Below are 20,233 nucleotides of genomic sequence, written 5' to 3'. Positions count from 1 at the left end.
TAAATGGGGATAAAACTTTAATTTTTTGTTGTTTGCAATAACACAACTTCGTTAATTTATCCGATAGTCACAAAAGCGGTTAGGACTGAGAATCATCATATTCAATAGAGAAAATATCGTGAGACGCACCCTGTTGACGAAAACTGGTTTGGGTAACATCTACCTTGGTGTTAAAGCGTTTTCCCAATCCGTGGAGTAAACCCATTACCATTGGGGCTAAACCCTGACGAGTAGATTGATAGTGCAGTTCCATTGACTTTTCGCTGGTGTGTTCGCAATCAAAAGATGGGGGACGGAGTTGGGGAAAACTCAAGCCGACTCGTGCGTGCAGATTATCAAGGTTCTCAATAAACTGCCCTAAAGAGTTGCCGGCGCTATCTAAAAGTTCCCCATAGCCTTCTTCTGCCGTGTATGTCACCCAGTATTCACCAAATGCTTGCAGTATTTCTTCTGCCTCCATGCCTAAAACTTCACAAGCTGCTGCGACCAAACGATAGGTAATATCGTCAGAATAAGCATCCATACCAATAAAAAAGTCTATGTCTTCAAGTTCAGCTTTTTGCTTGATGCTTTCCCAGGTATCCTCACCGTGGTATTTGCAAATCATATCTTCAATTGCTTTATTGACTAAACCGTACATTAACTTAAACTCCTCAGTATAAAAGATACTTTTCAAAAATCTGCTGCCTTTATGCAAAACCTTCACCTCGCGCATCTTGGCTCAAACCAGAAACAATGCAGTATATTTTGTTCGTGAAGGGTACAAACTGGAAGAATAAAACCCTTGTGGTGCGGGCATATTGCCCGCTAAGTGTGTACCTGATCACAGTGGGAAATCCGAGTTAAGCAGATACGAATGATGCCTGATCCGGTAACACCTCAAAAAATTGATTTGTGTTAGTCATATCAAAGATCATTTTTATTTGCTCATTTATAGAACAAAGTACCAATCTACAATTATTTTTTTTAACTGCTTTGAGTATTATTAGCAAGGCACTAAAACCAGAACTATCCATAACTGTAACTTCTTGAAAATCAATCAGAATTGTTTTGATATCTGATTTTATAAATTGATCTACGACTTCCTTTAGTTCATTACCATTTTTGCTATTCAAAATACCTTGTGGCTGAATGACTTTAAATTGTGAATCCATGAATTTACCTGAAATAGACATCTCGAAATGTGGGTTTATTAATTGAAAAGTTTAAGAAAGTTAAACAATCATATTGCACGAATGTAGTATTAGGAAATAGCTAATTGCTTTTTGATTAATAAGCAGTTTCTATTTTCTAATTCACGAGTATAACTAATTATCCAACCATAGTCTTTTCTGAGTTTGAGGAAGAAGATACAACCCCATTGATATTCATGTTCTAAAGGATCAAATTGGCTTTGGCTAGTTTCTTGATCAAAACGTTCCATGGCCGCCTCTAAATCAAAAATATCACCTTGATCCCAAATGCAGATTTGGAAATATTCAGAACAAATTTGTACTTCTAAATCAACAGGAGTTTCAGGACTAAGGTGGATATGGGCGTGACGCACCACATTTGTAAAGCCCTCTAATAAACCAGTTTGTCCTTGTAACCAGATTTGATAAGTAATCTGGTTATTATTAAATTGATCGAACCATTCTACAACGGTTGCCATTGCGTCAATATCGCTAACAACTTGCAGCTTATAATTATGGAGTAATAAATTTGTGTCCATGAAAATTTAGTAAAAAGGTAAGCTGTTTTAAATTAAAAAAATTTCTTATACAGCCCCGGAATCCTTGTTAAAAACCACAACAAATGTTTTTAACATAAGTTGAAAATCATAACCAAGACTCCAATTTTCTTGATAGCGCAAATCGAGCTTAATTACATCTTCAAAGTTGCGAATTTTTGAGCGCCCATTGACCTGCCATTCACCACTTAATCCTGGTCTGACATCCAACCTTTGCCAATTAAAGATTTCATATTGTTCTAACTCATCAGGAGTGGGTGGACGAGTGCCAATTAAACTCATATCTCCTTTGAGGATATTCCAAAATTGGGGAAATTCATCTAAACTAGTTTTGCGAAGAAAGCGACCAACACGGGTAATGCGGGGGTCATGATCATTTTTGAAAAAAGCGCCAGAAGCTTGATTTTTAATAGTAGATTTGAGAGCTTCAGCATTAGTCACCATTGACCGAAACTTCCAAATTTTAAATCGTCTTCCCATCCAACCACAACGAGTTTGACTAAATAGTATAGGTCCAGGACTATCAAGTTTAATTGCGATCGCAATCGGAACAAACAGCACAGCAGTCACACCCAAGCCCACAATTGCCCCTACAATGTCAATTGTCCGTTTAATAGGCGATCGCACCGAAGCATGAGTTAAAGGTGGACGCTGTTGAGATTTACGACTGACAGTAGGGATAATTGCCTCAGTATCGGCTTCAATACTCAATATTTTATCCAAACCGACCATGACAAAAGCCAATTTAACTTGGGGATTAAGACTCCAAACAGTTAATTGAATATTTTTGGCTTTTGCTGATTTGATATTAGTAATGAGTGAACCAATCCCACTACTATCAATAATTGTAGTTTGTCCAAAATCCAAAATGATTTTAGTAACAGTAGTATCTTCAATCCATTGTTTAAAAGATTCCCGAAAAGATACAGCTTCTATCACAGTTAATCGCGGTGATAACTGGACTAAAAGAGTATTATTAAAACGAGAAGTCACTAACGATATTGTTGTATTGGTATGAGTAGCCATGATTTTTACCTACTTAAAATTAGTTAAGATTTTGACCAAAACGAGATTGTAAACTCTGACAAAGAGCGATCGCACTAGCATGAGAAACATCAGCAACAGAAACCTTTCTAGGAGCATCTATAAACCGCACCAAATCTCCCGGACACCAAGCAACAGGAACATTAATTTGCGATAGTGCTAAACCAAGTTCTACCTGATGATCATCAACGTGTTCTTTAAACTCTTGACTGCGCGAAACCAAAATATAAGGCTTATCCAAAGAATCCAAAAGCAGTAAAGTTCCTTCACCACAATGAGCAATCACAATTCGCGCTTCATTAATCAAATCTTGAAACTTTTCTTCCTTGAGAAAACGGTAAACCTTTGCACCAGCAGGTAAAATAGTGGAGTTACCGTACTGAACAACCACTTCTTCTTGAATCATTTCCGACTGTAACAACACCTCAACCCATTGCATCAGACGATTGAAAGGATATTGTTCTGTACCAACAGTGACTAAAATCATAAATTAAAGAGGGAATAGGGAATAAAGAAATTTTGTAGGTTGGGTTGACGTAAGGAAACCCAACATTATTAATGCTTTTGTTGGGTTGCGCTGTCGCTTAACCCAACCTACTTTTTTCTTAGTTGTTTTAACAACTTAAAACCTCCTGGGGAATCACAAGTTCAGCTTGAGGATAACGGGCTTGTAATTGCGGCCACTGCACATATAAAACACTGAGAAAAGGTAAAACTAATTTCGCCGATAAACTTAAAGTATTCACCCGCGTTACCGATTCAATAAATACAGTTTTGCTCCCCAATAATTTGCCCAAAATCAAAAAAGGGACAGCCACACCAGCACCAGTAGAGATAATTACATCTGGTCGAATTTTTGTAATTAATTGCCAAGATAAAAGCAGATTTCTGAACAAATTTGGAAGATTCCGATTAGTAGGACTGTAAGCCCAATGCACCTGTTCTCCAGTTAATTCTGCTTCTGTAGTTTTAGTGCGAAAAGTCACCCAAACTCGCTCTTGATTTTCCCAAAAAGGACGTAATTGTTGCAGAGCTTTAAAATGTCCACCAGAAGAACAAACTAATAAAACTGTCATAATTGGTAATTGGTAATTGGTAATTGGTAATTTAAAAGAGTTGATTTCTAACTCATTTGTTCCTTTTGAATACGTTGTTGCTGAGTTGCTCCTGTAATTTGCATAATTAATGTTTCCAACCATTGGTATAGAGATTTTGGTAAAATCCATAAGAGATAAGCAGCCATTAAAGAAATCAAAGTGCGACGAGGTTCTTCAAAAAGAATTTGCCAATGTGTAGCTAAAGCTTGATTTAATAAAGTCACCGCAACTTTTGGCGATCTCATCACTATCAACAAAACCTAAAAACTCCCCTTGCGCGTGACGAATCCCTGTATTTCTCGCCCCAGCCAAACCGCGATTTTGCTGATGAACAATCTTAATTCGCTCATCATTAAACTGCCGACAAATTTCAATACTTTTATCAGTCGAACCATCATCAACAATAATAACTTCCAAATCGCCGTAAGTTTGAGCCAGAACCGAATCCAGCGTTTCAGCAACCGTTTTCTCAGAATTATAAACAGGAATAATCACAGATATTTTAGGCATGATATTAATTAAGTGACAGGGAACAGGTGACAGGTGACAGTAGGAAAAAGAGAAGAGACAGGAGTTTTTTAGTTTTTAATTAATTTCTTTCTTTGCGTCTCTGCGTGAAAAAAAAATCTTTTCCATCACCAAAGAGCCAAACACAGCAACCAAAGTCAATAAACTCCGTCGCGGCTGATGAAACAACAAACGCCAATCAGAAACCAAAGCACGACTCATAAAATCCACCCCCACCGCAGCCGGTAACTTCAACCGAAAAGCCCGTCGAGCCAGATAACGTAAATGCAGAGCTTGAGCCAAAGCAAAATGATTTTCAACCAATTGTGGAGCATAAACTTTCGCCTTTTCCACCAGTTGATTCCAACCCGTTTCCATCCGATACAAATTCGATGACAGTCCAGCAGAACTGGTACGATAACGAGTTAACACCTGGTTTATCCCCGCAATTTCCCAATCACCAGTACAAATTACCCGCAGTAACCATTCCAAATCTTCCGAATAACTCATATCAGGAGAAAAGCCTCCCACTTGAGAAAATACTTCCTTACGAACTACCCAATTAGAAGTAGTAGTAGTGGGATTTTCTGAAAGTAAATATTTAGGTTTTAAATCAGTTAAACGGGAACTAGAAACTTGTCCAGTTGGTTCACCTGTTTGAGTTAATATTTCCACCTGAGCAAAACTAACTCCTAAGCGGGAGTTAGACTGAAAATGTTGCAGGTGTTGTTGCAGTTTATCAGGAAGCCATTGATCATCAGCATCAAGAAAAGCAATAATTTGACCTTTACTTTTTTCAATTCCTAAATTACGAGCCGTAGAAACTCCCCGATTTAGTTGATGAATTAAATGAATACAATTATCTGTTTCTTGATATTGCCTGACAACTGCAACTGTGTCATCCGTAGATCCATCATTTATTATTAATAATTCCCAATCAGAGAAAGTTTGCTCTTGAACAGATGCGATCGCTGCTGGTAGAAACTGAGCAGCATTGTAAGCAGGGATAATTACTGACACCATTGGTTTAATATTTGTCATGGATTTACCTCCTGCAAGAATTTAGGTAATTTTTGCAAAGTTGCCCATAATGTATATATTGGCTGCAAAGTCAGGTGTGTTAATATCACAGCCACCGCAGCACCCAAAATTCCCCAGCTTGTACCGACACAAATAGCAGTAGCTAAACAAGCAGTAAACAAGAGATTCCAACGCAATTCAATTTCTGGTTGACCAAAGGCGCGGAACATTAAAGAAGCTGCATCTGCAAAGGGACGGGATAAAGCCGAAATACAAATTAGGATTAAAATCGGTACTGCGCCTCTTTCTACCCATTTAGACCCAAATACGAGGGGAACATAAATAGGGGCTAAACTGGATTGTAAGACCACTAAAGGTACAATCATCACAGCGATTTTGCGGAGACTTTGGGTATAACGTTGGGTAAATAACTCTGTTTGAGATTTGAGATCACATAGGTCAGAAAATAGGGAGACTCGGATAGCATTGATAACACTTAAACTAATTCCTAATCCAGCATTAAAAGCAAAATAATAAATTCCTAAAGCTTCCACACCTACAAATCTACCAATTAAAAGATAATCAATATTTTCTCTAAATATTGTTAGTAGTTCAATGCCAAGTACCCGACTGGCAAAGGATGTAATTTGTTGCCATTTATCGAATGTGAAAGATTTGGTCATCCGCCAAGGATGATATTTAAAGGTGAGAATAATCCAAATCGGTGCGACTAAAAACTTCGGTAACACAATTGCCCACATTCCCATACCAGAGAGGGCAAAAATTGCCGTCAGTACATTATCTGTAGATACTTGGACTGAACTAATTAGGGCGAGAATATTTAAGCGGTTTTCTCTTCTAATTAAGGCTGTTTGTACCATTGCCAGAGGATAAATTAGATACGTAATGGCAATGAGACAAATAGGGAGAATCAGATGGGAATTATTATAGAATTGTGCGATCGCTAATGATGCTAAACATTGACCTACAAATAAAACTAAGGCAATTACCCAATTCAAACCATAAGCAGTGCGACATAACTCTTCCACTTCTTCCGCTTCTGCTTGCACGATTTTGTCAGCAATACCGTTGCGGGTGAACACACGAATAAATTCAAAAGTCATCAACACAATGGCAGCTAAACCATAATCTTCTGCACTGAGAAAACGAGCAAGAATGACTGTGGTAATAAGACGAAATACCCTAATTACTAATTCAGAAGCCCCCATCCAACCAATGTTGCGGATAAAGCGGTCTTTTTTGAAGGAGGATAAAGTTTGGGCTATTGTTTTCATGTCAATTCCTCCAGCAACCCTTCCCAATTAGATAAATAATTGTGCCAAGAATTGATTGCGGAAGCTTTTCCTTGTTCTCCTGTTTGTGCTAATTTGTCCGCAGGTAAATTGACTAATTCCTGAATTGCTTTAGCTAGTGCTACAGAATTTTCTGGGGGAATAAGTAGGCCAAAATCTTGAATTTGTTCGCTCAAACCATCCACTGCTGAAGCAATAATTGGTTTACCAGCAGCCCTAGCTTCTAAACAAACATTACCCCAAGGTTCCCAACGGGAGGGAATAACCACAGCATCGCACTGACTTAAAAAAGCAGGGACATCATCAATACGTCCCACAAATTCAATTTTGGGACAGTTAGCAGCTAGTTGTTTTAATTTGCCTTCGTCTTGTCCTCCACCACCAATTTTTAATTGAATTCTGGCATCGGGAATTTGTTTGACTGCATCAATTAGGATATCAAAGCCTTTTTGGTAAGAAAATCGCCCATAAGCACCTAATATGAAAGGTTGATTTGACAATCTCGGTTTGGGGGGAATATTGAAAAAGGGATAAATCAACCTGGAGAATGGAATTACACTAATTTTGTCAGCAGGTGCTAATTGGTTTTTGATGATCCAATTTTGCTGTCCTTGGGAAACAGTAACTAAGCGATCGCACATCCCATAAGCCAGTTTTAACATTCCATGAAACCGATTCACTGACGGCACATTAAAGGCTTCAAAACCTGCACTGTAGTGATGTTCATTAATAATTAACTTGGCTGAACGTCGTAGTTTCCACAGCGGAAATAACCCCCGCCAGGAGGAGGCAGCATGAACTACAATCACGTCAGGGTGTTGTTTTGAGATCACAGAAGATGCTGCTGATAAAGGCTCAGTAATAAACTCAAATTTTTCGGACAGCCAGGACATTTCTAAACTTTTTAATGTGGCTTTAATGCCACCAGTCCAACCCATGCCTTTACCGCCTACAAAATGGCAAATTTTTGGTTTTATCATGGTAATATTCGGCTATAACATTTTTGAAAATCTTCTTTGACCTGTTGACGAATGGTTTCATGGTCAAAGTTAATAGCAGAGGTAGCAGCGATCGCATCAAGATGAATATCTGGGTTAAATTCTTCCAAGCTGCAACCAGGAATTTGTAAACGTTTTGTTAAATCTTTACCTTTATTTGAGTAGTACAAGTTAAAGGGAACTCGACCACTGGCCAAGGCTAAAACTGATGTATGATATCTAATTGCTACAATCAGACGACAAATAGCTAATGCACCCATTACCAATTCCCAGGTAGGTAGTTGATGCGTAAAATCAAAGGGATTAAAAATTTTCAGCTTCGGTACTTGTTGGACTATTTCCCTTGCCATAGCCAAGTCATTATCAGCGCCGTAAGCTTGAGACTGAATCAGCAATACAGGTTGATATCCCTGTTGGCAGAATTGCCGACTTAAAGATACCAGTTGCCTTTGAAACTGCTCATTATCATGGCGATACATGGAATCAAAGGTACGCAGAGAAATTAAAGCTGCTGATTCTGGTTGAATTTCCAGTGTTTTTAACAGTTGTTCTGCTAGGTCTTTGGCTTGCTCACTTACTGATAAAGTAAATGCTGCATCAAAAGATAAAATTGCTGGGATGCCAGATGCAGTTAAACGTTGATGGCTTTCCACATCTCGCACGCAAACAGCAGCCAACCGACGCAAGCATAAGGTCAAGGCTTGAAAACTCAAACTGTGACATGAGCGGGGAATTGATTGACCAAATACAAAAGTATGCTTGGGCGATCGCCTTAATTCCAACAAATTCCTGATGAACGCTTTGGTAATTAAACCTTCACGGGCATTATTAAAAATATCGCCACCGACACTAATATAGGCATCACAATGCCTAATCTGCGGCACAATTTGCAAACAGGGAATGTAATCCGGTTTTGAATCTTGGAATTGAGCCACAACTTCAGCCTCAGATGCTAGAGCAGTTAAGGCGCTATAAATGGCTGCATCACCAATATTTAGAGTTGAATACGTGTTTACCAGACCAATAGTGAGTCCCATAATGGTGATTCTCAGAATTAATTGACTGGTAGATGCCCGGATAATAGTAGTTTGGGTTAAGCAATAACGCCACCCAACAAGAGATTTGATTATTTAGGTTTCTTTATGTCATCCGCTAACAGGATTTTGGATTTTGGTTTGACCCCACGGATAAATCCAGAGGCTTGTCACATCAAGGAATTATTGAGCAACCCAACATAAAATCAATAGGTATTTAAAACCCGTTTAGACCGACTTTCGCCCCGAAAAGCCACTGGGTTGCTGTGATTGCTGTGATGCCTTTTTATTAGTAGATGCCCAGCATTTCCTGAGATGGCTAACACCGTTACTGAGGAGAGATGCATTCTTTTAAAAAACCTGTATTATTTTTATATACTGAATTTGTCGGAATTGTCAAATAAAATTTGTATAATTTTTTTAGGACTGGCTACTAAATAATTGAATGATTCCATCTCACTAATTACCCTGATTCATATCAGTAATTGACAGCGGAAATTACGTAAAATTACGCCTTACGTTGCCTGGATAGTTAGTTAAATTGGTAGAAATGGTATTTTTGATTTCCAGTTATACAGTCAAATAAATATTAGTTATTAGGGACAAATTCAACTAAATTTCTAGTTGGAAATACTACTACTTTTAGTCTTTTATTCTCATTAATTTCCGAAGTAGCTACTTACGTATTTTCCTAGCGATGCTTAAACGTTTAATTTTTAATACCATAGTTGCAACCTTAACCTTAACGACACCTAGTTTGGCATTGCCCCTATCTCCGGGCGATCGCGTCAAAGTGAGTATCCCTGAAGGAGCAGAATTTAGTGGAATTTTTGAAGTTAACTTAGAAGGCAATTTAGAGATTCCCTATCTCACGCCATTGCCTGTTGTGGGTTTAGAACCAGAGCAAGTTGAGGAGAATTTGACTACAGTGTTGATTGATGGGGCTTTTTTCCAACGCTCCTTCCTCCAGGTGAGTCTCAAAGTATTGCAGTGGGGACCTGTAGAGGTGTTTGTCAGTGGGGCGACCTTTTTACCAGGAAGGGTATTTATCAATGAATCTTCCCCAGGTGAGAGAACACAGCCTCCTGTGCCAGTGGCCGGACAATATCCACCGAACCGTTATTTGGCAACTGCTATCCGTGATGCTGGTGGTGTTAAACCTACTGCTGATATCAAAAACATTCGATTGATTCGTAACGGAGAAACCCGCATTGTTGACTTATCTGGGGTTTTGACCGGTGAACCTTTTGCAGATGTAGCGTTAATTGCAGGCGATCGCATCATCGTTCCAGATTCAGGAAAAATGCACAATGAACTTGTGCGTCCTTCGCAAATTACCCCAACTGGGGTGAAAGTATTCCTTTCCAATCTCACCGTACCAGCTACAGGTAATGCTGTTTCTGGGATTGGACGTGATGCCACATCATTTCCTTATGGTTCTCGCTTTTCCCATGCGGTGACAGCAGCCAACTGTGCTGGGGGAACAAGGGGTACTAATGCCGAACGCAAAGCCATCCTGGTAACTACTGAGCAGTTGACTGGAAAAACTAAGTATTTACAGCGTCATGTCAACGATTTACTGACAAATTCCACCAGCGATGCTAACAACCCGTTTCTCCAGGCTAATGATATTGTCGCTTGCTATGACTCAAAAGTTGTTCAATTTCGGGATATTATCCAAACCATCCTATCCCCTATTCCCATTTTGCGAGATTTGTTTAAATGACACAGCGGCTATTAATTTTCAAGATGGAACATCTGGGGAGTTTGCTTAAAGGCCGTTGGCTGCGCTACCTTATCCTCAGTGCCTTGGGTAACACTTTGATTTGGGGGTCATCGCTCCATTATTTGCAAGTTACCAAACCTACTTACACCAGCGAATGGGGTTTAATCCTCAGTAGTGGTAGTTTAGGAGTGAGCGTCAACCTGCCGGGTATTGGTCAAGCATCTTCTTCTACTGGCTCTGCTTTGGGGAGTTCTACTTATGATCCGAGAGCTAATTTGGAGTATATTTTTACAAGTGATAGTGTTTTAAACGCCGCCGCCGCGATCGCCAAGATACCGGTTGAGAAATTTGGCAAGCCCCGGATTAAACTGTTAAACAACACAACGATCATGTTGTTTGAAGTCACTGGCAAAAGTCCAGAAGAAGCAAGGGATAAATCATTGGCTCTCTATCAAGCAATAGTCAGCCACATCAATGTTTTACGAAGTGGAGAAATTAGTCAAAGAGGAAAACCTTCCCAGCAAATTCTCCTTTCAGCCCAGCGTAAACTAGAGGAGGCGCAAAAAAAGCTCTCGGAATACAAAATACGTTCTGGACTGAGTTTTCCTGATCAATTAGGCAATTTATCTACCAATATTGAGCAGTTGCGAAGGCTGCGAGCAGAAACTAATGCCCAAGAGCAGATGACTGACAAACGAATGCAGCAGTTATCTGAGGATCTAGGAATTTCTCCAACCGAAGCTGCAACAGCTTTTCTTCTCCATGTAGACCAAATCTTTCAACAAAACCTCAAGGACTATAGTGAAGCGACAACTTCTTTGGAAGTGTTAATTACTAAATTTGGTGTTAACCATCCCCAAGTAGTGAAAGAAAGCAAACGCCAAGAAGCCGCTTGGGAAGCCTTACTTGAGCGTGGTGAATACCTCTCAGGAAAGCCTTTAACTCCTGCTACAGTCAATCGTTTAGCCCTGGCTGTGAACGGATCTGGGCGGGATACATTATTTCAGAGTTTGGTGTCTTATCAATCAGATCAACAGGGACTCCAAGCCCAAGTCAAAGGATTAGACTCAGCGATCGCTCAACTGGAAAAGCGTCTAGATAGTCTTTCTCAAAAACAATCAATCTTAGAAAACTTGAAACGAGATCAACAAATTGCGGAAGCGACCTTTGCCTCTACCCTCACCAAACTAGATTTAGGACAAGGAGACGTATTTTCTACCTATCCTTTAATTCAAATGGCGATGGAGCCTAGTTTACCAGATGAACCCACTACTCCCAAGAAGAACTTTGTTCTTGTTGGGGCTGCGGCTGGTTCTCTGTTTTCCACCCTTGGTCTTTCTTTGTTGTGGATTCGTAAACCCTGGATAGACAAGTTATCTAAGTGGATATCATGATGCAAGAGTATGGCTTTGCCACGCGGCGCTATCAGCAGTTTTTAAAGGAAAGAGATGGTGAAGCAGACCAACGAAGATGATATCAAGCCGGAAAATATACCAGAAAAAGTTGTCTGGTGGGCGATCGCTAACACTTATTCTATCTGGGTTTTTGGGGGGCTATACGTTGTCGGCGCTGTCTTGGGTTGGATACTACTACTGTTTTTACTAATCAAAATTCTGGCGCAAACTGAAGACACCCCAGAAGACGAAAAAATTACCATCTCCTTATCTTTGTGGATTTGGATTGCAGGAATGCTGATGATGGAAGTGGCATTGATAGCGGGACATCTCGACTACAATTTACCAACAGGTCTAATCATTAAATCCTCCATTGGCTGGGCTAAAGGTTGGGCTGCATTGGCTCTGTATCCCTTAGCAGGATGTTTAAAAATCCGTCCCCAGATAATATATCGAGCCGTATGTATTGTGGGTTTGCATACCCTGTTAATTATCCCTTTTTTACTGTTAGCACCCTCTTTGCACCTACCCCAAGTTCTCTATGTCTCACCACTCAAAGCCGTAGGGGGACCAGGTAATGAATTTTTTGATGTGCCTCTCTATGAAATTGATGGCAGCACAGGTGACTTGCGTTGGCGGCTATTTACCCCTTGGGGTCCAGCATTAGGTTTTGTGGGCAATGTTAACTTTATGCTGGCCTTGCAAGAAAAAAATAAAAAATGGCGCAGGTTAGGACTAGCAGGATCAGTTGTCATGTGTTTTGTTTGTAAATCCCGTATGGCTCAGGTTTGCATTGTGATTATCCCCTTGCTGACAAATGTCTTATCTAGCTTGACTCGACCACGAATGCTCATCGGAATGGGGTTTGTTAATTTCCTTGCTGGTATTTTTGCCCCATCAATCATTGTGGCCTTTAATAATTTTTGGGAAGGTTTCAAGGCCGCAAGAGCCGGATCAACAAGAGTACGCATGGCGTTAAAAGAAATTGCTGTCTATCGCTGGAAAACCGAAGCTCCAATTTGGGGACATGGTGTAGTTGAAGAAGGACCACATCTTGTTGAGTATATGCCCATTGGTTCACATCATAGCTGGGCTGGTTTATTGTTTGTCAAGGGAATTGTTGGGTTTATGGCTCTAGCTATTCCCTTGGGGTTCAGTTTTTTTGATTTGTTAATTAAATCAACGGACAGTAGAAGAGAAACTGCCAAAGTAGGCTTGAGTATTGTGATGATTCTTTTTCTCTATACCTTTGGCGAGAATTTAGAGATATTAGTTTATTTATATTGGCATGGATTATTGGTTATGGGTATTGGTTGTCAAGAAAAACCAAAATTTACGGACACGAGAGCGATTTTTTTCGGGGGAGAGAGAAGAACCAGCTAATTCGCGGAATATTTACGCGAACCAAGCAATTATATTAGTTGGTCTAACAATTCATGTATGTATACGTATTTTCGGACTCAAACAGTTTTTAAATTATGGTGATAGCAGTGGTGAGGTGACTGCATTAATCGCTCTCGTCTCTGTGGTTCGTTATTCCATAACTTTTGCGTAAGTCAAAAAATAATAGGTGGGTTACACTTTCGCTAACCCACCCTACATCTTACTCTCTGCACCTCTGCGTCTCTGCGTGAGAAAAAAACTAACCCAAAACGAAATTCACCAACTTACCAGGAACAACAATTACCTTCTTAATTTCCTTCCCTTCAATATAACGCTGTGCCACCTCCGACTCACGCGCATATTTTTCCAACTCCGCTTTATCGGCTTGGGAAGGAACTTGAATAGAACCGCGAGTTTTACCCATAATTTGAATTACTAAAGTAATCTCATCAGCTATCAACGCCGCAGGATCAAAACTTGGCCAAGTTTGGGTATGCACAGAATTTTTATTCCCCAACAATTGCCACAATTCATCACCAATATGCGGTGCAAAAGGCGCTAACAAAATCACCAAAGTTTGAATCCCTTCCGCGTAAATTGGTGAATTATTACATTTAGCATCAGTCAAAGCATTACTTAACTTCATCAATTCCGAAATTGCAGTATTGAATTGATATTCATCTTCCACATCTTCCGTAATTGCTTGAATTGCAATATGAATCGCTCTCCTTAAATCTTTTTCCGCTTTATTTAACTTATCCAATTCCGCTTTTTGCTTACAAACTCCCGCAGCAGCATAATCTGTTACCAATCGCCAAACGCGATTTAAAAAGCGGAATTGTCCCTCAACATCAGCCTCATCCCATTCCAAATCTTTTTCAGGAGGTGCTTTAAATAAAATGAACATTCGCGCCGTATCAATGCCATATTTATTAATCACATCTTCCGGTGCAACACCATTTCCTTTTGATTTGGACATGGTAGCATAAAGACGTTGTAAAGGTTCTCCAGTTTGTGGATCTACAGGATTATTAGCATCAACTAAATTAGAAGGAATCCATTTATCCTTACCACCTTTATTTGGGTTCATGTAAGTTAAACCCTGAACCATTCCCTGAGTTAATAGGCGTTGAAATGGTTCATCAAAGTTAAATAAACCTCTATCTCTCAATACTTTTGTAAAGAAACGCGAATACAATAAATGTAAAATTGCGTGTTCAATTCCCCCCACATATTGATCTACAGGCATCCAATTATTTACTTTGTGGGAATCAAAAATCTTTTCTTCATTCTTCGCATCTGGATAACGCAAGAAATACCAAGAAGAATCAATAAAAGTATCCATTGTGTCGGTTTCCCGTTTTGCAGGAGTACCGCAAGTTGGACAAGGCACATTTACCCAACTTTCCAACTGTGCTAAAGGTGAACCACCACGTCCACTTAATTCGATATCTTCCGGTAATTGTACAGGTAAATCTTTGTCAGGTACAGGCACAATTCCACATTCAGGACAATGAATAACAGGGATAGGTGCGCCCCAATAACGTTGTCGAGAAATCAACCAATCTCTAAGGCGATATTGTATCCGTAATTTACCAAAACTTTGCTTTTCTGCAAATTCGATAATTGCTTTTTTCGCATCTACAGAATTCATGCCATTAAAGTCACCGGAATTAACTAAAATTCCCGTTTCTGTATATGCTGATTTTAAAGTTTCTTCTGCACCAATTTCCGGGACAATTACAACTTTAATTGCTAAATTTTGTTCTTTTGCAAACTTGAAATCTCGGACATCATGTGCCGGTACACCCATCACCGCACCTGTACCATATTCATAGAGAACATAATCAGCTATCCAAATCGGTACTTCTTCGCCGGTGAAGGGGTTAATAACTTGACCACCTGTAGGAATACCGCGCTTTGGTTTATCTTCCGCAGTTCGTTCTAACTCGCTTTGGTTGCTGACTTCTTTGATAAAGGCTTCTACCGCCGCTTTTTGTTCGGAAGTGGTGACAACTTGAGTTAAGGGGTGTTCTGGGGCTAATACGACGTAACTCACACCATAAACGGTGTCGGGACGGGTGGTATAAACACCGATTTTTTCTTCTGCACCAACAATAGGAAATTCTAAATATGCACCTGTGGATTTTCCAATCCAGTTAGCTTGCATTAATTTTACCCGTTCCGGCCAACCTGTGAGTTTATCTAAGTCGTTTAATAATTCTTCGGCGTAGTCGGTAATCTTGAAAAACCATTGACGTAGTAATTTACGTTCAACTATTGCTCCACTTCGCCAAGAACGTCCTTCATTATCAACTTGTTCATTTGCTAATACAGTTTGGTCAATGGGGTCCCAATTAACTGCGGCTTCTCTTTGATATGCTAAACCAGCTTGTAAAAATTGCAGAAAAATCCACTGTGTCCATTTGTAATAATCAGGGGAACAGGTAGCAAGTTCAGTTTCCCAATCTAAGGATAAACCCAGACGTTGTAATTGTTGCCGCATCTGGTCGATATTTTGATATGTCCATTTAGCAGGGGGTACACCTCTATCAATGGCGGCGTTTTCTGCGGGTAGTCCAAAAGCATCCCAACCCATTGGATGTAATACTCTATACCCTTGCATCCGTTTGAGACGGGCAATTACATCTGTAATTGTATAATTACGGACGTGACCCATGTGCAAGCTACCGGATGGGTAAGGGAACATGGAAAGCGCGTAAAATTTTGGCTTGTTTTGATTTTGAGGTGTTTTGTCTAAGCTAAGTTCTAACCATATTTTTTGCCATTTTTCCTCAATTGCGGCTGGTTGGTATAATGTTTTTTGGGGGGACTCCACTAAAATTTCTCCTAATTAACTCTTTTCTTGATTATCTGTTGACCTATTGTAGATGCTAGGTACAGACATTAGGAGAGGAAAATAACAATGATTTTCTCATCTGCGCTTATTTGCGGTTATCTGCGTTTTTTTTATTTTATAAAGCCCCTTGTTCAAAACTATGATCAATAAATCAAATATAAAATTTTCTGAAGAATTACGGGTTTTTGTTTACGGTACTCTCAAACCAGGCGAAGCTAATTATCAAAAATACTGTGCGGGAAAAGTGGTAGAAGCGAAAAGAGCGAACTGACAAGACGCTTTGCAGACCTGAAGCTTTAGCGCTCAAGCTATCGCAACTGGTAAACTAAGTAGGTGGGCGTTAAAAATTGTCGTTGGGGTAAGGGAACAGGGAACTCTTAACAGGGAACAGGAAGAGAGCTTTGGGCGATTTTACTTTTCTTCACATACCTTTAAATTTTTCTGTTAACCTACTTATATGCTTTACCTGGAGGATATCCAGCGATGACACAGGGGGAGGTAAAGTTCACGGTTATTTACTCTCTTTTGCTAACTCAACGGTTTTAACAGAATTGGATGATTTAGAAGATTACCAGCCGACTCGACAAATCTCAGAAAACCTTGATGAAACAGGAAGAGAGCTGAAGCAAAATTCTTCTCCCCCAACCTACTCTAATCAAAGCCGTTCAGAAGGGATTGGGATTGGGGAAACTGCTTTAGGGGCAGCTGTCCCTGAATCTGCACCAAATTCGGTTGCTGCAAAGCCTCATACTAAGTTGACAACAGGCAAAAAATATGTAACTAGTGCTGCGGATACGCCAAAAAACACAAAACTGGTGGTTCCAGAACCTGAAGGACAGAATCGGAAGGCTGAAAATCGCCCCAAGAGCTTTTTATTTCCGGGTGTGGCTCAAGCAAAATCTGTTCTACCTTTAAATTTTTCTGTTAACCTACTTATATGCTTTACCTGGAGGATATCCAGCGATGACACAGGGGGAGGTAAAGTTCACGGTTATTTACTCTCTTTTGCTAACTCAACGGTTTTAACAGAATTGGATGATTTAGAAGATTACCAGCCGACTCGACAAATCTCAGAAAACCTTGATGATCGGCAATATATAAAGACTTTTGAGCCAACCAACTTGTCTTTGGGTTCGGCTTGGGTTTATCTCATGACTCCAGAAAAAATTTATCAGCTAGGCGGTATCTGCCTAGTTGATGGCTGTTGGAAGAGTTCACCTGACAAGGTTTAAATTAGTTAATATCCTGTTGGGTGTCTTCCGGTTGAGTTAGGGCTGGATTAACTGGCGCTTTCGGGAAGGCTACGGCTGTTTTGGGAATTTCAATGACTGGGTTGTTTAAGGCTACCATCAGCGGTGAAGCAGGAACTGCTGGTTGTGTGGTTGCCACAGTTGGTTTTATTTGTTGTTGTGCCAGTTGCATTTTCAATCCGGTATCTGGCAATAAACCGGATATTGTGCCGATGAAACAAGCAGCCACAGCTGCACCACCAATCATCCAAGCTGCCTGAGAACGGCGGTGCAAGCGTGTCCATACTTGCTGGAATGTTGCTTCTGGGGATTGTTGGCATGGTACTGGTATAGTTTTTAAGCCTTGCCTCAGCTTTAATAGTCGCCCATACAAGCATTTAACGGAGGCATCATTTGCCAACCATTCTTCTATTTGCCTGCGTTCGACTGCTGTCACCTCGCCATCGAGATAAGCACTCAATAACTCGAAGCGATCAGATTCGCTGTGCCGTAGGCTGTCGCGCTTCTCTATATCCATAGCACCCGTTGATTCATTGGTATGATTAGCCATTCCATCTGGTACATCCTGAGGAAGTTGGGAGTGGGAACGGTCATAAAACTGAGAATCAGTATTCATTTTAACGTTTTTACCAATTCATGTCCGGGTAAACACAGCGGATGAGTTTGAGAATTTAAGCATTTTGCCTCTAAATGGCAGATAAAATTGGTTTTTTTCGGAAATTCTTAATATTTCTTAAATTCTGCCATTGAACTGAGAAAAGGTATTGTAAATTTAGGTATCTAGATAAACTTGCAACTGGGCTTGCAATCTGGATCTAGCTCTAGCTATTCTCGACTTTACAGTTCCTAAAGAAACTCCAGTGATTTCGGCAATTTCTTCGTATGCCAACCCTTCAATTTCTCTGAGGACAATAGTAGTACGGAACACCTCTGGCAAATCAGCGATCGCTTCTCGCAGTTGTTCGTAAAATTCTCTAGTGGTGAGTTCTTCCTCAGGCCCTGGAGTATCGCCAGCAATTTCCCAATCCATCTCTCCGTCTTCTAACGAGCGGGGAGCATCCAGTGATAGGGGACTAACAACCCGCTTGCGTTTACGCAACTCGTCGTAAAACAAGTTAGTGGCAATCCGGCTTAACCAACCGCGAAATTTAGCAGGTTCTTGTAATCGGTTAATATTCCGATAAATACGAATCCAAACTTCTTGAGCCAAGTCGGCTCGGTCTGACCAATCAGGAGCAAGATGATATAAAACCCTATCGACCTGAGTCTGATAGCGGCGTAATAGTTCTGCAAAAGCAGTACGGTCTGGACGCAATCCTACTTGACAGCGCAAAATTAGATCGTGATTTGAGAGTTTGTCAACTGGCACCGATGCTTCCGAATAAGTTGCATCAACAGTTGACCAGGATACAGTAATCGACTGACTCATAGATCGTACTGGGTTTAAATTATCCCTTTCTATTAGACCTGATAATTTGTCAGAAGTTCCTGAGTCAGGTGACGGATTTATGACCGGAACACAGAAATATAAGAAAAGACACTCTTTAGGAGATGAGCGAACAGTATTATCTAGGGAGACAAGGAGGATGACTAGGGCAGTAAGGAGGAGATCAACAAGGCTAATCGGAAACCCTATGGAGACGTACCCATAATAGGGAAGATGGTAATCAGATTAACAACTGACCACAAGGGCTTGACAAAAACTAGCATCTATAAATTATGAAAGTATTGGCAGATGAATGAGAAAACTAATAATTTTTGAGCAATTTCTTGCTAATTGCTGGCAGTAAGCAGTCAATTAGTCATTGAATTTTGGATTTTGGATTTTGGATTTTTGGCTTGTGACTACAAATGAATCTGCTGGCTATGAAGATTTTGGATTTATTACGTAGTTGTAACTATGATAGTTATGACTGCGAGGGCTGCCACAGCTAAAAAAATCTCAAATCGGCTTTTCTCAAATCTCAAATTGGTACAGTCAGCCAGATATGTCAGGGATAAACAATAGGCGATGGCAATGGCAAGAAATGAATCTGTAGCGCGGATGGTGATGTTCCTATGTTTTGGCACAGCAATTTTGTCTCTGGCTGTCCATTGGCACATTATGAAAACGACAGGGCAGTTGAATCAGTCTGCATCCACTACATTGAAGCAAAATTCTTCTCCCCCAACCTACTCTAATCAAAGCCGTTCAGAAGGGATTGGGATTGGGGAAACTGCTTTAGGGGCAGCTGTCCCTGAATCTGCACCAAATTCGGTTGCTGCAAAGCCTCATACTAAGTTGACAACAGGCAAAAAATATGTAACTAGTGCTGCGGATACGCCAAAAAACACAAAACTGGTGGTTCCAGAACCTGAAGGACAGAATCGGAAGGCTGAAAATCGCCCCAAGAGCTTTTTATTTCCGGGTGTGGCTCAAGCAAAATCTGTTCAGGGATTGGGGACTAGTAAGACGCAAGTGGTAGTTGATTTAAGCGATCGCCGTGTCTATGTTTATCGCTATGATCAAGTTATCGCTAGTTATCCTGTTGCCATAGGAAAGGCGGGTTGGGAAACGCCCACAGGTGACTTTCAAGTCATGCATATGGAACACCATCCGATTTGGCGGCACCCGATTACTGGAGAAGTCTTTGATGCCGGTACTAATAGTCCTTTGGGAGACAGATGGATTGGCTTTTGGTCAGATGGACGAAATGAAATTGGCTTTCATGGCACGCCTAATACTGACCTGTTGGGAGCGGCCGTGTCTCATGGTTGCTTAAGGATGCGTAATGCTGACGTGCGGTTGTTATACAGCCAGGTAAGTATAGGTACACTGGTATCAGTACGTGATTAGAAGTCATGTCCGGTTGATTAGTTATGATTCCTGCATCTTTGC

The 20,233-nt window shown here is 40.4% G+C and carries 19 protein-coding genes and 2 pseudogenes; 6 read left to right on the top strand and 15 right to left on the bottom strand.

Annotated features, from left to right (window positions below; genetic code table 11):
* Nucleotides 1–79 precede the first annotated feature (79 nt).
* The 12 genes from A9Y75_RS07165 to A9Y75_RS07110 all read right to left on the bottom strand — a co-directional run bounded on the left by A9Y75_RS07165 (nucleotide 80) and on the right by A9Y75_RS07110 (nucleotide 8,745).
* Nucleotides 80–640, bottom strand: a complete 561-nt coding sequence (locus A9Y75_RS07165; protein WP_071188893.1) for a heme NO-binding domain-containing protein — start codon at nucleotides 638–640, stop codon at nucleotides 80–82.
* Between the two features lie 202 nt (nucleotides 641–842).
* Entirely contained in the window at nucleotides 843–1,154 is a 312-nt protein-coding gene (locus A9Y75_RS07160; protein WP_071188892.1) for an STAS domain-containing protein, read from the bottom strand.
* An 89-nt stretch (nucleotides 1,155–1,243) separates the two neighbouring features.
* The gene (locus A9Y75_RS07155; RefSeq protein ID WP_071188891.1) at nucleotides 1,244–1,711 is read right to left on the bottom strand and encodes an anti-sigma regulatory factor; all 468 of its coding nucleotides are present in this window, start codon (nucleotides 1,709–1,711) and stop codon (nucleotides 1,244–1,246) included.
* A 45-nt stretch (nucleotides 1,712–1,756) separates the two neighbouring features.
* On the bottom strand, nucleotides 1,757–2,755 hold the full coding sequence (locus A9Y75_RS07150) for a sugar transferase (protein WP_071188890.1): 999 nt from the start codon (nucleotides 2,753–2,755) through the stop codon (nucleotides 1,757–1,759).
* Nucleotides 2,756–2,774: 19 nt separating this feature from the next.
* Nucleotides 2,775–3,260, bottom strand: coding sequence for a glycosyltransferase (locus A9Y75_RS07145; protein ID WP_071188889.1), 486 nt, complete (start codon nucleotides 3,258–3,260; stop codon nucleotides 2,775–2,777).
* A 127-nt stretch (nucleotides 3,261–3,387) separates the two neighbouring features.
* Entirely contained in the window at nucleotides 3,388–3,849 is a 462-nt protein-coding gene (gene pssD, locus A9Y75_RS07140; RefSeq protein WP_071188888.1) for a PssD/Cps14F family polysaccharide biosynthesis glycosyltransferase, read from the bottom strand.
* Nucleotides 3,850–3,896: 47 nt separating this feature from the next.
* Entirely contained in the window at nucleotides 3,897–4,094 is a 198-nt protein-coding gene (locus tag A9Y75_RS30370) for a hypothetical protein (RefSeq protein WP_071188887.1), read from the bottom strand.
* On the bottom strand, nucleotides 4,045–4,380 hold the full coding sequence (locus tag A9Y75_RS07130; protein WP_071188886.1) for a glycosyltransferase family A protein: 336 nt from the start codon (nucleotides 4,378–4,380) through the stop codon (nucleotides 4,045–4,047). Before A9Y75_RS07130 ends, A9Y75_RS30370 begins: the two co-directional genes overlap by 50 nt.
* A 75-nt stretch (nucleotides 4,381–4,455) precedes the next feature.
* Nucleotides 4,456–5,418, bottom strand: a complete 963-nt coding sequence (locus A9Y75_RS07125) for a glycosyltransferase family 2 protein (protein WP_071188885.1) — start codon at nucleotides 5,416–5,418, stop codon at nucleotides 4,456–4,458.
* Nucleotides 5,415–6,692, bottom strand: a complete 1,278-nt coding sequence (locus A9Y75_RS07120; RefSeq protein ID WP_071188884.1) for a lipopolysaccharide biosynthesis protein — start codon at nucleotides 6,690–6,692, stop codon at nucleotides 5,415–5,417. Before A9Y75_RS07120 ends, A9Y75_RS07125 begins: the two co-directional genes overlap by 4 nt.
* Complete coding sequence (locus A9Y75_RS07115) at nucleotides 6,689–7,690, bottom strand: glycosyltransferase family 4 protein (RefSeq protein ID WP_071188883.1); 1,002 nt, start codon at nucleotides 7,688–7,690, stop codon at nucleotides 6,689–6,691. The genes A9Y75_RS07120 and A9Y75_RS07115 overlap by 4 nt, the downstream gene beginning before the upstream one ends.
* Nucleotides 7,687–8,745, bottom strand: a complete 1,059-nt coding sequence (locus A9Y75_RS07110) for a polysaccharide pyruvyl transferase family protein (RefSeq protein ID WP_071188882.1) — start codon at nucleotides 8,743–8,745, stop codon at nucleotides 7,687–7,689. Before A9Y75_RS07110 ends, A9Y75_RS07115 begins: the two co-directional genes overlap by 4 nt.
* Nucleotides 8,746–9,439: 694 nt before the next feature.
* Here A9Y75_RS07110 and A9Y75_RS07105 point away from each other — a divergent pair.
* The 3 genes from A9Y75_RS07105 to A9Y75_RS07095 are packed head-to-tail and all read left to right on the top strand — an operon-like array spanning nucleotide 9,440 to nucleotide 13,245.
* Complete coding sequence (locus A9Y75_RS07105; RefSeq protein ID WP_071188881.1) at nucleotides 9,440–10,468, top strand: polysaccharide biosynthesis/export family protein; 1,029 nt, start codon at nucleotides 9,440–9,442, stop codon at nucleotides 10,466–10,468.
* Nucleotides 10,465–11,862 (top strand): GumC family protein, encoded by a 1,398-nt coding sequence (locus A9Y75_RS07100; protein WP_071188880.1) that lies wholly within the window; start codon nucleotides 10,465–10,467, stop codon nucleotides 11,860–11,862. The genes A9Y75_RS07105 and A9Y75_RS07100 overlap by 4 nt, the downstream gene beginning before the upstream one ends.
* Nucleotides 11,863–11,916: 54 nt before the next feature.
* Nucleotides 11,917–13,245, top strand: a complete 1,329-nt coding sequence (locus A9Y75_RS07095) for a capsular biosynthesis protein (RefSeq protein WP_071188879.1) — start codon at nucleotides 11,917–11,919, stop codon at nucleotides 13,243–13,245.
* A gap of 259 nt (nucleotides 13,246–13,504) precedes the next feature.
* Here the strand turns inward: A9Y75_RS07095 and leuS are convergent, their stop codons facing one another.
* Nucleotides 13,505–16,084 (bottom strand): leucine--tRNA ligase, encoded by a 2,580-nt coding sequence (gene leuS / locus A9Y75_RS07090; protein ID WP_071188878.1) that lies wholly within the window; start codon nucleotides 16,082–16,084, stop codon nucleotides 13,505–13,507.
* A gap of 160 nt (nucleotides 16,085–16,244) precedes the next feature.
* Between leuS and A9Y75_RS26265 the strand changes: the two are divergent.
* Together A9Y75_RS26265 and A9Y75_RS27365 are read left to right on the top strand one after the other, a co-directional pair.
* Nucleotides 16,245–16,370, top strand: a pseudogene (locus A9Y75_RS26265) (gamma-glutamylcyclotransferase); the annotation flags it as partial.
* Between the two features lie 188 nt (nucleotides 16,371–16,558).
* Nucleotides 16,559–16,707 (top strand): annotated as a pseudogene (locus tag A9Y75_RS27365) (gamma-glutamylcyclotransferase); the annotation flags it as partial.
* 631 nt (nucleotides 16,708–17,338) lie between these two features.
* Here the strand turns inward: A9Y75_RS27365 and A9Y75_RS07080 are convergent.
* Nucleotides 17,339–17,971, bottom strand: coding sequence for a transcriptional regulator (locus A9Y75_RS07080; RefSeq protein WP_071188876.1), 633 nt, complete (start codon nucleotides 17,969–17,971; stop codon nucleotides 17,339–17,341).
* 156 nt (nucleotides 17,972–18,127) lie between these two features.
* Nucleotides 18,128–18,784, bottom strand: a complete 657-nt coding sequence (locus A9Y75_RS07075; protein ID WP_071188875.1) for a sigma-70 family RNA polymerase sigma factor — start codon at nucleotides 18,782–18,784, stop codon at nucleotides 18,128–18,130.
* Nucleotides 18,785–19,366: 582 nt separating this feature from the next.
* Between A9Y75_RS07075 and A9Y75_RS07070 the strand changes: the two genes are divergently transcribed.
* Nucleotides 19,367–20,191, top strand: a complete 825-nt coding sequence (locus A9Y75_RS07070; protein ID WP_071188874.1) for a L,D-transpeptidase — start codon at nucleotides 19,367–19,369, stop codon at nucleotides 20,189–20,191.
* The last annotated feature ends 42 nt before the right edge of the window (nucleotides 20,192–20,233 follow it).

Source organism: Trichormus sp. NMC-1 (assembly GCF_001858025.1).
GTDB lineage: Bacteria > Cyanobacteriota > Cyanobacteriia > Cyanobacteriales > Nostocaceae > Anabaena.
This window is presented reverse-complemented; position numbering and strand designations above follow the sequence as displayed.

What these genes read in the sequence shown, in the direction of transcription:
- A9Y75_RS07165 (WP_071188893.1), bottom strand. Translation starts at nt 640, where the DNA reads ATGTACGGTTTAGTCAATAAAGCAATTGAAGATATGATTTGCAAATAC.
- A9Y75_RS07160 (WP_071188892.1), bottom strand. Translation starts at nt 1,154, where the DNA reads ATGGATTCACAATTTAAAGTCATTCAGCCACAAGGTATTTTGAATAGC.
- A9Y75_RS07155 (WP_071188891.1), bottom strand. Translation starts at nt 1,711, where the DNA reads ATGGACACAAATTTATTACTCCATAATTATAAGCTGCAAGTTGTTAGC.
- A9Y75_RS07150 (WP_071188890.1), bottom strand. Translation starts at nt 2,755, where the DNA reads ATGGCTACTCATACCAATACAACAATATCGTTAGTGACTTCTCGTTTT.
- A9Y75_RS07145 (WP_071188889.1), bottom strand. Translation starts at nt 3,260, where the DNA reads ATGATTTTAGTCACTGTTGGTACAGAACAATATCCTTTCAATCGTCTG.
- pssD (WP_071188888.1), bottom strand. Translation starts at nt 3,849, where the DNA reads ATGACAGTTTTATTAGTTTGTTCTTCTGGTGGACATTTTAAAGCTCTG.
- A9Y75_RS07130 (WP_071188886.1), bottom strand. Translation starts at nt 4,380, where the DNA reads ATGCCTAAAATATCTGTGATTATTCCTGTTTATAATTCTGAGAAAACG.
- A9Y75_RS07125 (WP_071188885.1), bottom strand. Translation starts at nt 5,418, where the DNA reads ATGACAAATATTAAACCAATGGTGTCAGTAATTATCCCTGCTTACAAT.
- A9Y75_RS07120 (WP_071188884.1), bottom strand. Translation starts at nt 6,692, where the DNA reads ATGAAAACAATAGCCCAAACTTTATCCTCCTTCAAAAAAGACCGCTTT.
- A9Y75_RS07115 (WP_071188883.1), bottom strand. Translation starts at nt 7,690, where the DNA reads ATGATAAAACCAAAAATTTGCCATTTTGTAGGCGGTAAAGGCATGGGT.
- A9Y75_RS07110 (WP_071188882.1), bottom strand. Translation starts at nt 8,745, where the DNA reads ATGGGACTCACTATTGGTCTGGTAAACACGTATTCAACTCTAAATATT.
- A9Y75_RS07105 (WP_071188881.1), top strand. Translation starts at nt 9,440, where the DNA reads ATGCTTAAACGTTTAATTTTTAATACCATAGTTGCAACCTTAACCTTA.
- A9Y75_RS07100 (WP_071188880.1), top strand. Translation starts at nt 10,465, where the DNA reads ATGACACAGCGGCTATTAATTTTCAAGATGGAACATCTGGGGAGTTTG.
- A9Y75_RS07095 (WP_071188879.1), top strand. Translation starts at nt 11,917, where the DNA reads ATGGTGAAGCAGACCAACGAAGATGATATCAAGCCGGAAAATATACCA.
- A9Y75_RS07080 (WP_071188876.1), bottom strand. Translation starts at nt 17,971, where the DNA reads ATGAATACTGATTCTCAGTTTTATGACCGTTCCCACTCCCAACTTCCT.
- A9Y75_RS07075 (WP_071188875.1), bottom strand. Translation starts at nt 18,784, where the DNA reads ATGAGTCAGTCGATTACTGTATCCTGGTCAACTGTTGATGCAACTTAT.
- A9Y75_RS07070 (WP_071188874.1), top strand. Translation starts at nt 19,367, where the DNA reads ATGGCAATGGCAAGAAATGAATCTGTAGCGCGGATGGTGATGTTCCTA.